This window comes from Vibrio sp. D417a, assembly GCF_030248595.1.
Classification (GTDB): domain Bacteria; phylum Pseudomonadota; class Gammaproteobacteria; order Enterobacterales; family Vibrionaceae; genus Vibrio; species Vibrio alginolyticus.
Genome location: NZ_JAHGAM010000004.1, coordinates 338,676 through 354,600 on the forward strand (window position 1 = coordinate 338,676; position 15,925 = coordinate 354,600).

At 46.4% G+C, this 15,925-nt stretch carries 14 protein-coding genes; 2 read left to right on the forward strand and 12 right to left on the reverse strand.

The genetic code is table 11. The features are described from left to right. Positions 1-125: 125 nt before the first annotated feature. The gene (locus KI742_RS05305; RefSeq protein WP_005375905.1) at positions 126-740 is read right to left on the reverse strand and encodes a glutathione S-transferase family protein; all 615 of its coding nucleotides are present in this window, start codon (positions 738-740) and stop codon (positions 126-128) included. Positions 741-1,024: 284 nt separating this feature from the next. Here KI742_RS05305 and KI742_RS05310 point away from each other — a divergent pair, with 284 nt between their 5' ends. Then, positions 1,025-1,600 carry a TetR/AcrR family transcriptional regulator gene (locus KI742_RS05310; protein ID WP_005375904.1) on the forward strand — a complete coding sequence of 192 codons (576 nt, stop codon included), beginning with the start codon at positions 1,025-1,027 and terminating at the stop codon, positions 1,598-1,600. A gap of 1 nt (position 1,601) precedes the next feature. After that, positions 1,602-2,006 carry a PPC domain-containing DNA-binding protein gene (locus tag KI742_RS05315; RefSeq protein ID WP_253657113.1) on the forward strand — a complete coding sequence of 135 codons (405 nt, stop codon included), beginning with the start codon at positions 1,602-1,604 and terminating at the stop codon, positions 2,004-2,006. A 98-nt stretch (positions 2,007-2,104) separates the two neighbouring features. On the opposite strand, the gene nirD is transcribed toward KI742_RS05315, so the two are convergent. The 11 genes from nirD to KI742_RS05370 form a co-directional block, all read right to left on the reverse strand. Continuing rightward, a complete protein-coding gene (nirD, locus tag KI742_RS05320) occupies positions 2,105-2,440 on the reverse strand; it encodes a nitrite reductase small subunit NirD (protein WP_253657114.1) in 336 nt (111 codons plus the stop codon). Continuing rightward, the gene (nirB, locus tag KI742_RS05325; RefSeq protein WP_285384904.1) at positions 2,441-4,960 is read right to left on the reverse strand and encodes a nitrite reductase large subunit NirB; all 2,520 of its coding nucleotides are present in this window, start codon (positions 4,958-4,960) and stop codon (positions 2,441-2,443) included. A 10-nt stretch (positions 4,961-4,970) separates the two neighbouring features. Next, positions 4,971-5,807 carry an ABC transporter ATP-binding protein gene (locus tag KI742_RS05330; protein ID WP_005450080.1) on the reverse strand — a complete coding sequence of 279 codons (837 nt, stop codon included), beginning with the start codon at positions 5,805-5,807 and terminating at the stop codon, positions 4,971-4,973. An 11-nt stretch (positions 5,808-5,818) separates the two neighbouring features. Continuing rightward, positions 5,819-6,784 carry an ABC transporter permease gene (locus KI742_RS05335; protein ID WP_005375889.1) on the reverse strand — a complete coding sequence of 322 codons (966 nt, stop codon included), beginning with the start codon at positions 6,782-6,784 and terminating at the stop codon, positions 5,819-5,821. 72 nt (positions 6,785-6,856) lie between these two features. Further along, the gene (locus tag KI742_RS05340) at positions 6,857-8,221 is read right to left on the reverse strand and encodes a CmpA/NrtA family ABC transporter substrate-binding protein (protein WP_005375887.1); all 1,365 of its coding nucleotides are present in this window, start codon (positions 8,219-8,221) and stop codon (positions 6,857-6,859) included. Positions 8,222-8,486: 265 nt separating this feature from the next. Next, positions 8,487-9,068: an ANTAR domain-containing response regulator gene (locus KI742_RS05345; protein ID WP_285384905.1), complete on the reverse strand. Its 582-nt coding sequence runs from the start codon at positions 9,066-9,068 to the stop codon at positions 8,487-8,489. A 77-nt stretch (positions 9,069-9,145) separates the two neighbouring features. After that, positions 9,146-10,060 (reverse strand): dienelactone hydrolase family protein, encoded by a 915-nt coding sequence (locus KI742_RS05350; protein WP_285384906.1) that lies wholly within the window; start codon positions 10,058-10,060, stop codon positions 9,146-9,148. A 229-nt stretch (positions 10,061-10,289) separates the two neighbouring features. Then, positions 10,290-11,243 carry a glycosyl transferase family protein gene (locus KI742_RS05355; protein WP_285384907.1) on the reverse strand — a complete coding sequence of 318 codons (954 nt, stop codon included), beginning with the start codon at positions 11,241-11,243 and terminating at the stop codon, positions 10,290-10,292. Further along, positions 11,240-12,145, reverse strand: a complete 906-nt coding sequence (gene cobA, locus KI742_RS05360) for a uroporphyrinogen-III C-methyltransferase (RefSeq protein ID WP_285384908.1) — start codon at positions 12,143-12,145, stop codon at positions 11,240-11,242. The genes KI742_RS05355 and cobA overlap by 4 nt, the downstream gene beginning before the upstream one ends. 20 nt (positions 12,146-12,165) lie before the next feature. Further along, positions 12,166-14,829, reverse strand: a complete 2,664-nt coding sequence (locus KI742_RS05365; RefSeq protein ID WP_238854895.1) for a nitrate reductase — start codon at positions 14,827-14,829, stop codon at positions 12,166-12,168. Positions 14,830-15,121: 292 nt separating this feature from the next. After that, on the reverse strand, positions 15,122-15,556 hold the full coding sequence (locus KI742_RS05370; protein ID WP_017634213.1) for a GNAT family N-acetyltransferase: 435 nt from the start codon (positions 15,554-15,556) through the stop codon (positions 15,122-15,124). Positions 15,557-15,925: the final 369 nt, after the last annotated feature.

The following is a 15,925-nucleotide window of genomic DNA, read 5'->3' on the forward strand; positions in this document are numbered from 1 at the left end:
GGTTGTTTTTCCAATTATAGGCATAGGAGAAAAAATAAGAAAAATCTGAAAAAATTTGAATATCCTGCTGAGTTAAGAATCGGTAAGGTAGTAGCAGCGAGCTATCATCCACTCGCTGCAATACATTAACTCTGAAATGCAGGTCTAGCTAAAATTTGGTTATACCATCGAGCAATGTTTGGCGACGTCGATAGCACATCAATTTCTAGGCCTTTAATTGCGAAACTGATCAAAATAAAGCCTGTTATATCGACAATAGTAAAATGGTCTACGGCGATAAAATCATTATGTTCAAGACGCTTGTCTAAGACAGGCAGAAATTCGTAGACGCGTTGTTTTGATTCTTCGCCCCATGCTTCAACGCAACGTTCTCTGTCTCCATAAACTCCGGTCATGTTTCGAAACGCCTGAAATGCCGCATTTAGTCCTTGGAACTCCACCACACGATGCCACATTTCCACCTGAGCACGTTCGAGCTGGTTAGCACCAAACAGCGCCAGATCATTTTCAAACGCTTCATCTAGGTAGCGACAAATCGCCACGCTTTCACAGATCGTCGTACCATCATCCAGTTCTAGTAGAGGCACTTTACCGTTCACGCTTTTCGATTTAAACGGTTCAGATAGGTTATCGCCCTCACGAACGTTCAGCGCAATTCGCTCAACCTCGCCACCGATTTCCTTTAGAAAAATGCTAACTCGCTTACAACTTGGAGTCATTGCGGTTTCATAGAGCTTCATTTCACATCCTTTTATCTTTTTCTAACCGATTGGTTAGGATATACTGTAGCCAGTTTATAAACGATCAGTCAAGAACTTCACTATCAAAAATTTTCAAACAGTTGTGGGGCTGTTTGCTGAGCGAGATTTTTGATGCCGTTTGTGAGTTCACATGAATTTGGGGGCTGATACCCAAGAATAGATGGGTATTCACCATATTGGTTCAGTTCGAACGCTAGAGGTTCTCTGTACCATCCCTCCAAAGCAATTTAATTACCCGATAAGCAGACCCAGGCAGGTAATTTATGGCAAGAAAAGCCAACTTCGACCGAGATGAAAAGCTTCTCGTGGCTATGGATGTGTTTTGGCGCAAGGGCTTTGCGAACACGTCTATCTCGGATCTCACCGACGAGTTGAACATCAACCGCTTCAGTCTTTACAACACCTATGGTGACAAGCAACAGCTCTACTACGAAGCGCTCGATACTTACTTAAAAAAGGTCTCGCTACCGTCACTGAATGATTTAGAAAAAGACGATGCGTCTTTACCTGAGTTGGAATCGTTCCTTAAATCTTTTGCTGAGCTGCAACGCAAACGCAACTGTGGGTGCTTTATTCAAAATGCGTTGATTGAGCACGCTGGCGAAGACGATGACGTACTGCGCAAAGGGCATTTTTTGTTTGACCATCTTATCGACATCATTGCGGATGCGCTGACCAATGCGCAGAAAGAAACCTTAGTGCCGAAAACGCTGAAACCAGAAGAACTCGCTCGTTTTGTTCTCAACAACATGCAAGGCATGCGCGTACTTGGCAAAGCCAAACGTTATGCAGACTTGGATACGGCGCTTTCCTGCTTGCTGGTTTTGATTAGGAAATAATATGTCGATTGAAGTGATAGCGGTACGCCTTACCAAAGGCATGGACTTAAAGCTGAGCCTAGCGAAATTGGTCGAGCAGCATGGTATCAAAGCAGGCTCGATTTCCTCATGCGTTGGCTGTATCTCTGACCTCAACGTTCGTTTGGCAGGTGCAGAGAGTACGTTAACCAAACAAGAGCCATTTGAAATCGTCTCTGTGATGGGAACACTAACGCCTGAGCATCAGCACGTTCATATCTCGGTGTCTGATCGTGATGGACTAGTTTGCGGTGGGCATTTGCTGGAAGGCACAGTGATTGATACTACCGCAGAATTGATCATCCATTCTTACTCAGAACTTGAGTTCACTAGAGCGATGGACGACTCGACTGGCTATACCGAACTACAAGTGAATCCTTCCAAATAGTAAAAAGCTCCAGAACCATACTGTGGTGTATCTGGAGCTTTATTCGCATGTCTCTCACGCGAAGAATTCACTCATATCGAGCAAGCTAACTTCGGAGATCACTCTTCGACTAAATAACAAACCTGATTATCGTCGACCATTACTTGCCACGTTTTTAGACAGTGCGCTTCGTCTTCTAAACACTGCCCGCTCTTTAAGCTGAAATGCTGTTTGTACAGTGGTGACGCAACACACATCTCTCCATCAATATCACCGACAATCCCTCGACTCATCACATAAGCCTTACCAATTGGATCCAAATCTTGAACGGCGTAAACACCGCTATCTGGAATGTAGAATAGCGCAACGTGCTCGCCTTCAATCAATACAGTAGCACCGATAAACGGCATTAAGTCATCAAGCTGACACAATTTCACTTTGGTTAAAGCTGCCATTTACACCTCCTGTTTCACTGGAATACGCTGACCGCGCACACGTTGGTACGGCAAGACTTTGCTGCCCGACGTGCTGTTCAAGAAAGGACGGAAGCGTTGCAATTTCTGAGGATTATCCAACGTACTCTTCCACTCACATTGATACGTATCTACGACTCGTGCCATTTGTTCATCCAAAGAATCACATAGGTTGAGAGAGTCATCCAAAATCACTTGTTTAAGGTAATCTAGGCCCCCTTCCATGTTCTCCATCCACACCGACGTGCGCTGCAAGCGATCTGCGGTGCTGACGTAGAACATCAATACTCGGTCGATCATGGTGATCAACTCTGATTTGGATAAGTCAGATGCAAACAAATCAGCGTGTCGTGGTCTCATGCCGCCATTACCACAAACGTATAGATTCCAGCCGTTTTCGGTGGCGATCACCCCAATGTCTTTACTTTGCGCTTCTGCACACTCGCGAGTACAGCCCGATACGGCAAACTTAAGCTTATGGGGCGCTCGCAATCCTTTGTAGCGGTTCTCTAACTCAATGGCTAACCCAACCGAATCATCAACACCATAACGACACCAAGTAGAACCGACGCAAGATTTCACAGTGCGCACCGATTTGCCGTAGGCGTGCCCTGTTTCAAAACCAGCATCAATCAAGGTTTGCCAGATTTCAGGAAGCTGTTCTAACTGCGCACCAAATAAATCTACGCGCTGACCGCCAGTGATCTTGGTGTACAGATCGTATTGCTGAGCAACTTCACCTAGCACGATAAGTTTGTCTGGTGTGATTTCGCCGCCCGGAACACGAGGCACAATCGAGTAAGAACCATCTTTTTGCAGGTTTGCCATAAAGGCATCATTAGAATCTTGCAGAGATTGATGCTGTGGCTCCATGATGTGTTCATTCCACAAAGAAGCAAACACAGATGCTGCCGTAGGCTTACAGATATCACACCCATACCCTTTGCCATGCAGTGCAATTAAGGTGTCAAAGTCTTTGATTTGTTCCACTTGGCAAATATGAAACATCTCTTGGCGACTGAGCTCAAAGTGCTCACAAAGGTGGTTGTTAACCTCTACCCCCATGGCTGCTAATTGAGTATCCAATACCGATTTGACCATATTGCTACAACCACCACAGCCAGTACCGGCTTTGGTGTTGGCTTTAAGGTCCGTCAGGTTGGTAGTGCCGGCTTGAATCTCGGCAACTAAGTCACCTTTTGTGACGTTGTGACAAGAACAGATGATGGCGCTGTCTGGCATCTCTCCATCAAGCATTCCGGTATCAAACAACAGGTTCGCGGCGTGGTCTGGTAGAACCGTTTTGTTCAAATAACACTGTAAGAGCGCATCGTAATCGCTGTTATCACCGACGAGAATCGCACCAAGTAATTGGTTACCGCTCGCATCAACCACCAGCTTTTTGTAGATGCCTGCGACCGCATCTTGCAAGACCATTTCTTGAGCACCTTCGGTTTGCATTTGTGCATCGCCGATAGACGCCACATCCACCCCAAGTAGCTTGAGCTTGGTGCTCATGTCTGCACCTTTAAAACCTTCGCTCGGCATCCCAGTCAAGACATCGGCAGTGGTTCTCGCCATGGTGTAACCGGGTGCGACTAAACCAAAGATCTTCTGCTCCCAAAGGGCACATTCGCCAATCGCGTAAATGTTCTCATCGCTGGTTTGGCATTGGTTATTAATCACAATGCCGCCTCGCTCGCCTATTTCTAGCTCAGCCAGCCTTGCCAACTCATCTTGAGGACGAATGCCTGCGGAGAAGACAATCACATCCACTTCGAGAGGATCTTTGTCTTTAAACACCATACGATGCTTAGCCGTTTCACCATCGCAGATTCGTTCCGTACCCGTTGAGGTGTGAACGGTTAGCCCTAGCGCTTCAATCTTCTCTTTTAGCACCAAGCCTGCACCATCATCTAATTGCACGGGCATCAGGCGAGGCGCAAACTCAATGACGTGAGTTTCTAACCCCAATAGTTTGAGTGCGTTTGCCGCTTCTAAACCCAACAAGCCGCCGCCAATCACTGCGCCTGTTCTTGCGCCTTCACATGCCTTTTTGATTTGTGAAAGGTCATCAAGCGTGCGGTAGACAAACACGTTGTCTCGGTCTTTACCTTCAATTGGAGGCACAAACGGGTAAGAACCGGTCGCGAGCACGAGTTGGTCGTAACCCAGCACATCTTCACCATCAAGCAGAATACGCTTTTGCTCTCTGTCGATGCCTGTTACTTGGCTGCCAAGTACGAGTTGGATGCCATGCATGTCGTACCATTCTTGGTTACTCAGCATCAAATCATCATGAGATTTGCCCGCAAACAAAGAGGACAACTGTACACGGTCATACGCGATAAAGCGCTCTGCACCAATCACGGTAATTCGGTGCTCCAAATGCGCGTTTTTCTGTACCAATTGCTCGACAAGGTGTTGCCCGACCATACCGTTGCCTACCACAACGATGTGGCTCAATGCGTTCTTTACTGGAATCGTTAAAGGACTGTTCATCGCTGCCTCCTTATGCCGTTTGCGCTGCGGTTTTGGGTTTGTCTTCTTTCGAAGCAGGAATCTCGACTTTGGATTGCTTCTCGTAAAGGAACTTCAGCACCGCTTGGCGACACTTCTGATACTGCGCATCATCCGCCAGTGCGACACGCTCACGAGGGCGAGGTAGGTTCACTTCTAACACCTCTCCAATGGTTGCTGCCGGTCCGTTAGTCATCATCACGATTTTGTCGGATAGCAGCACCGCTTCATCCACGTCGTGGGTAATCATGATGACGGTGTTGTTTAGCTCGGCTTGAATCTTCATCAGTGCATCCTGCAAATGCGCACGAGTTAACGCATCCAACGCGCCAAATGGCTCATCCATCAGTAGAACCTTTGGTTGAAGTGCCAGTGCTCTGGCGATGCCGACTCGCTGCTTCATACCACCCGAGATTTCATCGGGCTTTTTGTGCGCGGCATGCTGCATTTGAATCAACTCCAAATAGTGATTCACTTGCTCCTGAATCCACGCTTTGCCCTTTTTGCCGGCAATTTGTTTTACAGCTAACTCAACATTTTGATACACGGTTAACCAAGGCAATAATGAATGGTTTTGGAACACCACTGCGCGGTCAGGTCCCGGTCCAGCTACTTCTCGTCCATCGACGATCACGCCGCCATCTGTTGGCATGTGCAGCCCTGCGACTAAGTTCAATACCGTTGATTTACCACAGCCAGAGTGACCAATTAGGGATACAAACTCGCCTTTATTGATTTGTAAATCGACGTTCTTAAGCGCGATGAACTCGCCATCTGGCGTTGGGAATCGCATCCCTAAACGCGTTAGATCTAATAATGCTTTTTCCATGATCGTTTCCCTTATCTCAACGCTTGTTGTTTATTCCAAGACAGCCACTTTTGAAGTTGCAGCATGCCTCTATCGAGCATCAAACCGATAAAACCAATGGTGATGACTGCCACCATGATGCGCCCCAATGATGCCGAGCTGCCGTTCTGGAATTCATCCCAAACGAACTTGCCTAACCCCGGGTTCTGAGCGAGCATTTCTGCCGCAATCAACACCATCCAAGCGATACCTAAAGAGAGACGTAAACCTGTGAAGATCATTGGAATGGCAGAAGGTAAAACGATAGTGCGAATGTGCTGCCACCACGAAAGTTGAAGCACTTTACTCACGTTGATTAAGTCTTTATCAACGCTCGTTACACCCACTGCGGTATTAATCAGCGTCGGCCATAAGCTACACAGCGCTACAGTGATCAGAGAGTTAATGAACGACTTAGCAAACATCGGGTCATCACTCACATAAGTGGCACTTACAACCATAGTGACGATAGGCAGCCAAGCTAAAGGTGATACGGGCTTGAGCAGTTGAATGATTGGGTTGAACGCTTGATACAGCCCTTGATTAAGACCAAGCACGATGCCAAGCGGAATCGCGATGACAGTCGCCAGTAAAAAGCCCGCAGTCACAGTCACTAAGCTTGTTATGATTTGATCGAAGAACGTCGGTTTACCTGTGTAGGGACGAATCTTCACTTCCGCGTCCGGATTCTTGGCTAACTTCGCAGCATTGCGCTTTTCCTGACGCTCGATAAACGCTTGTTCCTTTTCTCGCTCTTGCCAATGGTCATCGACAAGATTGCTGAACTGCTGAAAAGTTTGCACAGGTCCCGGTAGCGTACCTAATGAAGTTTGCACTTCTCTCGCTGCTAAGTGCCACATTGCCAAAAAGATCAGCAAGCCAATGACGGGTAAAAGCACCAACCGACTTCGGTTCACTACCTGCTTAGCAGGAAACAGGGAAATGACATTACTAGACATACTCACTCCTAAGAAATTTACATCCTTGTTGCCACAAGCGAATTCCCTCGCTTGTGGCGTTTATCGTTATGGTTAAACCTTGTCTTTTCCTTTAAGCCCGATAGAGAACTTCTCTAGATATTTATTTGGCTCGCGACCGTCATAAACGATGTTGTCGATAAAGTGTGTTTGTGGCGCACGGAAACCATCTTCAGCACTAAAATCTGGGAAGTCTTTTTTGCTCAACACACCATCTTCAATTAGCGCTTGAGCTGCTTGTTGGTAGATATCTGGACGGTAAACCTCTTTCGCCACATCCATGTACCAATCATCGGATTTCTCGCTTGAGATTTGTCCCCAACGGCGCATTTGAGTCAGATACCAAATCGCATCGCTGTAATACGGATACGTGGCGTTATGACGGAAGAACACGTTGAAGTCTGGCACGTCTCGTTTGTCGCCTTTCTCGTATTCAAATGTGCCGGTCATTGAGTTGGCGATAACTTCGGCATCGGCTCCAACATATTCGCTTTTTGATAGCATCTTCACTGCTTCTTGGCGGTTGGCATTGTCGTTTTCATCCAACCAATGTGCCGCTCGAATCAAGGCTTTCACTACGCGAATGTGCGTGTTTGGATACTTCTCAGCCCAAGCTTTGGAAACACCAAACACTTTCTCTGGATTGTTCTTCCAGATCTCGTAATCGGTCACGACTGGCGTACCAATACCTTTGAATACGGCTTGTTGGTTCCATGGTTCGCCTACGCAGTACCCTTTGATCGTGCCCGCTTCCATTGTTGCTGGCATTTGTGGTGGCGGTGTAACACTCAAAAGAACGTCAGCATCCAACTGGCCACTGTTATCGCCTGAGTCTGGTGCGTAAAAACCTGGATGAATCCCACCTGCCGCTAACCAGTATCGCAACTCATAGTTGTGCGTCGATACAGGGAACACCATCCCCATGTTGAACGGTTTGCCTTTATCCAGATAGCTGTCGACCACAGGCTTCAGTGCATCCGCTTTGATTGGGTGAACTGGTTTGCCATCTGGTTGCTTTGGAATGTATTGCTTCATCTGCTCCCAAGTATCATTGGAAACCGTGATTGCGTTGCCGTTCAAATCCATACTGAACGCGGTAATCACTTCTGCTTTTGTGCCGACACCAATCGTCGCGCCCAATGGCTGACCAGCAAGCATGTGCGCGCCAGCAAGCTCACCGTCGATGACTCGGTCTAAAAGCACCTTCCAGTTTGCTTGCGCTTCTAAAGTGACGTACAAGCCTTCGTCTTCAAAAAAGCCTTTTTCATAAGCAACCGCCAGCGGTGCCATATCGGTTAACTTAATAAAACCAAACTTCAGGTCTTCAATTTCTGGTTCACCCAACTCTGCCTTTACGCTGACCGTGGTGAATACCGATAACGAAATTGCTGACACTTTCAGCATCGAACTCCATTTCATTGGTTTGCTCCCATAAAAAAAGCGCCACTACTCCGAAGAGCAGTAGCGCCGTTGCTAAGTCTACAATTACCGCCGTTGATAATTGAGATAAGCGATTCAACAATAAACCCAATTCTTCTAATCCAATTACTGTGCCAACTTATTTTTCACAGTAAATACAATAGATTAGTATATCTTGCCGTTTGTTATTCCCTGTTATTGCTTGCTGATAGTGCAACACGCACCACGTTAGAAAACGCACTCTAACCCCAAAGTGGTAGAGCAACTAATCCAATACTTCCAAAGTAGTTATCAAATTCTTGGCAACTTGTGCGAGCGTTTGGCTCGATTGCATGGCTGAATTTCTAAGCGCTTTATAAGCCTGTTCTTCATCAACGCTGTGCATCTTCATCAGCAGACCTTTGGCTTTTTCCACCAGCTTGCGCTCTTCGATCTTGTGGGTCAGCGATTCAATTTCCGATTGCATACTTTCGAATTTCGCTCTCACTAATGCCGCATGCTCAATCCAAGGTTGAAGTGCAAATTCACTATCGTGCGGCATGAGCACATAGTCCGTTTTTTCTGATAAACGATTGATATCATTAGATGATAACTGCTTTAAGACGATAAGAAGTGGTGTCGATTTTCTGCGGCAGAAATCGACGATCAAACGCAGTTCCGCGGTTGGTTGCTGCCATCCAACCACAACGCTTGCTGACGGTTCTCGTTGCATTAACGTTTCTAGTTGTGCCAATTGGCAACCGATGATGTTGTCGTAATCTTTGCTCAATAAGCCGGACAATCGAGCCTGCTCTTCGAGGCTATCACAGCATACTATGATGGGTGTTTTTGACGTTGATTGAGTCATGCACATTCCTTGTTTATATCTCACTCACTAAGAGAGACATAACAAGGAATGTGCCAACTAAGGTTTAAGCGTTTTAACTAGATTGCAAGATGTTCTTTGAAGAAGCCGAGTGTGCGCTCCCAAGCGAGTGCTGCTTCTTCCGGTGCGTAGCGTGCTGTTGAGTCGTTATGGAAGCCGTGGTTGACGTTCTCATACATTAACGCTTGATACCGTGCGTCGGTTGCGATCAATTGCTGCTCATAAGCAGGCCATGTGTCGTTAACACGCTTATCGAGCCCTGCAAAGTGAATCATCAATGGCCCTTTGACTTGCTTTTGGATCTCTTGCGCCGCGGGTGTTCCATAGAATGGCACACCTGCATCGAGTTCTTCTGGCATAACTGCTGCAAGCATGTTGACAATGTATCCACCGAAGCAGAATCCAACCGCGCCCAATTTACCGTTTCCACCCTCGTATTGTTTGAGGAAGTTAGCGGCTGCAATAAAGTCTTGTTCGATCTTGGCTCTGTCCATCTCTTTCTGCATTGCGCGACCTTCATCGTCGTTCCCCGGATAGCCGCCGAGTGGGTAAAGCGCGTCTGGAGCGAAAGCAATAAAGCCATCTTTTGCAAGTCGTCTTGCGACATCTTTGATATAAGGGTTCAGACCTCGGTTTTCATGGATCACCAACACGGTCGGCGATTTTAAGGTCTTCTTCTGTGGCATCACCAAATAACCACGCCCTTCTCCATGCCCATTTGGAGATGGAAAGGTTTCGTAAGTTGCTTTGATGTCAGGATCGTTAAATGAAACTTGTTCTGCAAGTGCGTAATTCGGGGTTAACGCATCGACCAGTGCTGTCATGCTAAAGCCAAGCACCGCAAGGCCACCCAGCCTGTTAAGAAACTCACGGCGCGTGATTTTTCCGTGGGCGTATTCGTCGTACCAATCGAAGGCTTCTTGCGGGATCGGATGAGAAGCCTTTTCACTAGGAGTGGTATGCTTTAGAACCATTATCCATGTCCTCTGTGTCTTACCATATGGGATTTTCTCATTCTCAAACGCGCAGCGAGAAACGAACGCGATTGAGGCTAAAACTGCGGTTTCACCACTCTGATACGGAGTAAGGTGGTGAAACACATCATTGGCGAGCTAGGATCTTTTACCTTCTTCAAACAATAGATAATGGATTCAGATTCAACAACTTTGCGTCGTTGGTTTTACATTAATTGACAATAGTATCTTATTGCTGGCCGCAATAGGCTTGCCAGTACGAGAAAGCTCGTTCGAATGCTTTTTCCCTGTCATGCATTTGTGCAAATAGCACCACTGTCATGGTGGCAAGAACCGTATTTGCCATTTGGTTCATGTCGTCTTCTGACGTTCCAAACGGGCAGTTTGCAGGCATTGACACCTCAGACAGCATTTGTTCCGTCCAGTAATGCGATGTCACGCCGCTTGTTTGGCTTAACCATACTGTTTGGCTTACTTTCGGGTTGTATTCGGACTCACCCGATTGTCCTTTGAATGACACAACGGCATGAGCGGTTTTGCCAATCTCGAATTCGACTTCAGCATGAAGTTGTTGAAACCCGGGATGGAAGCTACCACGAATACCAACCGTCGCCTGCCCCGGATTCAATGCTCGAACCACGGTATTAATCGGCGTTCTAAGTCCATAACGATTCTTCCAACCGATCATGGTTTCTGCTTGAGGAGCAAACGCACTCAGCGGCAGATACACAATGTTTTGTGTTTCTAACACACGCTTTGCGTCTTCTGCTGATTCCGCTTTGTTGATAGCAAACTTATCGAGGTAATCTTCGGCATGTAAACGTCCAGATTGACGATCGTGGTAGCCATGCATCAGCACCTTATGACCATTCTCGGCGAGGATCTTCGCTGCCAACAGGTGCCAAGGCTGACCTGCCGCTTCACGTTTGCCTGCATAACATGGCCAGTCAATGTCTGCACCAATGGCTGGCATGCGGGATTGGAATGCTTTCACAAAGCCAGCGATTTCTTGTTGAGTCTCGTTCTGTACGCGGATCAGCATCAACAGCATTGCCATCTGATCGTCGTCGCACTCACCGTTTAGGTATTCATCCATAACTCGAAACGCTTGGTCAAAGTTCAGTGGTTTTCTACCACGTTCGCCACGACCGACTGTTCTAATACATTCCAAAATGCTGCTCATATTCCCTCGTATTCCGTCACTGACTGTACGGTTTCTATTAGTTGTTCGCGCAGTTTGACAACTTCTCCCATCACAATCAATGCTGGGCTCACGCCTTTAAGTGTAATCGATAAATCATTGAGCTGATTGAGTTGTGTAACGTGCACTTGTTGTTGAGGGCTGCAACCATGAGTGATGATCGCGACTGGGAAATCTGCTCTCAAACCAGAGCCTAATAAACCCGTTTGTATTTGTGATGACTTTTCTAACCCCATATAGAAGACTAACGTTTGTCCGCTTTGCATCAATTGGCTCCACGCGTCAAATGCACCTGTTACCACTTGCCCCGTCACAAAGGTAACGCTGCGAGCAACGCCACGATGAGTAAGCGGAATCAAGCTGTTTGCTGAACATCCAATCGCAGCGGTAATGCCGGGAATGACTTCGTACGCGATTGAGTGTTTGACGAGCGCTAATGCTTCTTCGCCTCCACGGCCAAATACGAAAGGATCTCCCCCTTTTAAGCGCACAACTCGCTTTCCTTGTTGAGCGAGCGATACCATCAAGTCACAAATTTCTTCCTGACCAATACTAGGTTGTCCGTATCGTTTGCCCACGTAAATCCAATCGGCTTGTGGCGGAGCCAACTCCAAAATATCTTTGTTAACCAAACGGTCGTACAGCAGAATCTCTGCCGACATAATCGCTTTCACTGCCTTCACGGTTAACAAGTCAGGATCGTGCGGCCCTGCTCCAACAATCGAGACAAAACCTTTGTGGTTCGCGTCAAGGTCTAGTGAATGGTCTTCTAAAAGTTGGTTCAGTTTGCTTGCTTGGTCATGCTTAGAAAAGCGAGACGAGCGTTCTTGTTTCTGACTCGCTTGTCCTTTCTTAAACCAAGATTTTTGATAAGGCGCTTCCATGTGCTTATCCTCTTTATGACTTACTTTATTTGAATAGCCAAACTTTGCTGGTTCGCTTGCTGTTTGCCCTTTTGATGCTGATGGCTGTCGACCATTTGTTTGATTTGAGAGACGCACGAGCCACAGTTAGTACCGCATTTGAGTTTGTTTTGAAGTTGGGTCACTGACGTACAGTCTTGTTTCTCCATCGCGTCATGTATTTGTTTATCGGTAACGCGGAAACAACTACAAACCAGTTTGGCACTGCTTTGCGATTGAGTGATGGTAAGCAGTTGCGATAGCTCCATCGGCTTGCCAATCAAGCCGGTAAAGTTGGTGTAGTCGGTTTGAATCGGTTCACTAGACACCACCAAAACAGAGCGAATGATACGCACGTCTCCAACAAGGTCATAGTCCACCGCTAGCCAACCTTGGACAATATCTATCGTAATTCTGCGGCTCTTTTCCGTTCGACAAAAACTCTGCTTCTTTGGTCGCTTATCATGTGCAAAGCGCCAAATGCCCAAATTGCTTTCTGCTTGAAATGCGCTGTAGAGAAATTTACCGGAATCAAACTGTGTACCGATGAACATACCGTAGGTTTTGACCGCGGCGTCTTGCACTTCAACATAAGACGACTTAAATGCAGGCTGCCCTGAAATAGGGTCTTTTGCGCTGTTTACTATCGCATTAACACTGCTTTCACCGCCATATCGACCCGCCCAGTGCATTGACATAAACAGCTCCTGAAAACCCAAACCTTCATCAATGGCAACTTTGGCATAAATACCGGTGTTTGAAGCAGGCTGAAACAGCTTGGTGAGCTGTCCTGCTTTTAAGCGATTTTGAGTGGCAGAGAGCGTGTTCATGTACACGGTTGGTTCTAACTCTGAGGCGGCAAGGTGGGCGATATGCCCTGTGCGCGTCATGGTATGCCATTGGTCACGTTGCCTGCCCGTATTGAGCCACCAGCCTTTTGTTCTTTCTAAGCGCGTTGGAGATTCACTGGTCACGACAAAACGCGCTTTTCCATCTGGGTGTGAATAGACGCCATCAGCAAAAGGGCGCTCTCCTCCCCATTGTGTCGGCACCCACTCTTCGTATTCTTGCTCGGTTAAGTTGGCGTATTGAGAAAGATCTAGCTTCAATGGCGAATCTGCATTCATGCCTGTCATCGCGGCATATTCCCTGAATACCGCCCGCTCAGAAGTAAACGCAAAGCCATTTTGTGTCTTTTCCAATGCACACAGAGCTTGCCCAACTTGGCTTATCGCCCACCAATCTGATTTTGCTTCACCGGGAGGCGTTTGAAACTGGCGCTGCCTTGAAAGTCGACGCTCAGAATTGGTCACCATGCCTTGCTTCTCCCCCCAGCCAGCGGCGGGTAGCAATAGGTCCGCGTAATGCGCTACATCCGAATCCGCTGTGATATCGGAAACAATCACAAACGGACAAATCTCTAGTGCACGTTTTACCAATTGGTTATCTGGCAAAGAGACAACAGGATTGGTTGCCATGATCCAGAGAACTTTAATCTCACCACGTTCTACCGCCTCAAACAGTTCAACAGCTTTTAAACCGGGCTGAGTGGCAATTTCTGGTGAATCCCAAAACGCCTGCACTTGCTTTATAGACTTTGCGTCAAAAGCACGATGAACCGCTAACTGGTTTGCCAATCCACCGACTTCTCGCCCACCCATCGCATTGGGCTGACCTGTAATAGAAAACGGCCCACAACCTGACTTGGCAATTTTACCCGTCGCCAAGTGTGCATTAATGATTGCATTGCCTTTGTCGACGCCATTTTCGGCTTGGTTTACCCCTTGGCAAAACAACGTAATTGCGGTTGGGCTTTGCGCAAACCATTGGAAGAATGTCGTGAGTTTTTCTTCTGAAATGCCAATGGAAGACGTCAAATTAGTGACATCGTAACGCAAATCAGAAACTTCTTCTCTAAGTGCATTAAATCCGTCGGTATAAGAATTTATGTATTCAGAATCAATCAATTGTTGTTCAATAAGAAACTTGAGCAGCCCATTGAAGAGTGACACATCACCATCGTTTTTAATCGGTAGATGCAAATCCGCTTGCTGTGCGGTGACCGTTTCACGCGGGTCAATGACCACCAGCTTGAGGTTAGGATTGTTTTCTCTCGCTTGTTGAATACGTCGGAATAAAACAGGGTGCGTCCAAGCGGTATTAGCACCGCAAATGATCAATAGCTCAGTCTTATCAATATCGTCGTAATTGACGGGAACGACATCTTCACCAAATGCTCGTACATGAGCCGCAACCGCCGAAGACATACACAAACGCGAGTTCGTATCGATGTTTGCGCTGCCAACATAGCCTTTCATGAGTTTGTTGGCGACGTAATAGTCTTCCGTTAACAACTGCCCTGACACGTACATCGCGATGGAATCCGGTCCAAACTCCGCTTTCGCTTGATGAATCTTTTCAGCAATCAGATCCGTGGCTTGTTGCCATTGCACCTCTTGCCCTTGAGGTCGTTGCTTGGTGACAAGCTTTGGATACAACAAGCGCGAAGGCATATTCAAGCTCTCTGCCAGCGCGACACCCTTCACGCACAGTGATCCCGCATTTGCAGGATGACACGCATCCCCAACGATTCCTTTCGCATTGACCTCGACACCACATCCAACACCACAATAGGGACAAGTGGTTTTTTTGCATCCTTGCGACATAACACCTCCAGTGCGATTCAGCCCAACTTACTAGCAAAAAAAAGCCTCTCCCGAATCGAGAGAGGCAGCAATGCCTTTAACGCTGTTAGTACATTTTCAAAAAGTAATACCCTATACCGCTCTCGCCTGCTATTAAGAGCGGCGCATCGAGTTATCGATGAACGTTTATGTAAAGCAAGTGAGGTGCCAAGATTAAAAACCCTTACCATACAAAGGGTTAGCTTAAAACCAATTATAGCAACGTAATGCTACGCACTGATTGTGTGCAAATTTCGGTCATTATCGTGCAGTATTACTTTACTAATTCCATAACTAACCTGGATTCTTCGTCACCAAAATAATGCGCTTCTTCTTCTAACGTTTTAAAGCCAAGGGAGAGGTATAAAGACAATGCAGGTTGGTTCTTAGGATCGACAGTCAATTTCACGCTTGAGCCTAACGTCAACGACGCAATAACGTTTTCTAGGAGGGAACGCGCAATACCTTTACCTCTATGTTGAATATCGACGGCCAATGACATGATCCAATATTGATGTGCATTTGTGCTAGTCGTTAGCAATATATACCCTGCTACCTGCTCTCCCTCTTTTGCTACCAGTAAACTCTCTCCCCAACAATCAAAAGCTTGCCGAAAGAAAAATTGAGGATAGGCGTGTTCTCCAAATAAAGTATTTTCGAGCTTATATATGGCAAATAAGTCCTCTTTTTGCGCAGACAAGATGTCCATTCAATGACTCCTTCTTTAACATGAATGGCAGCAGTATACCTAAATCTCATCTAAATGACGGGACACAAACATCTCAATTAAGTGCTTAAGAAATGTAATATTCTTCCTGAAAATTAGGCCTAACTCACTTAGAACATACATCCGTGATTAAGTTTTAACCGCAAAATCAAAAACCACACAAGATGAAAATTTCAATACATATAACCATTAAATGCATTACATTTAAGAACTTTATTCTGGTTTATTGAAAAATTCATAGTTGGATAATTTACAACCACCCCAAATTCACAGCATTATTCACCAAGCTTCGCGTGTGATAATAAACACTAAAACCTTTACCATTTTCAGCATTATTATTTTTATAAAAGC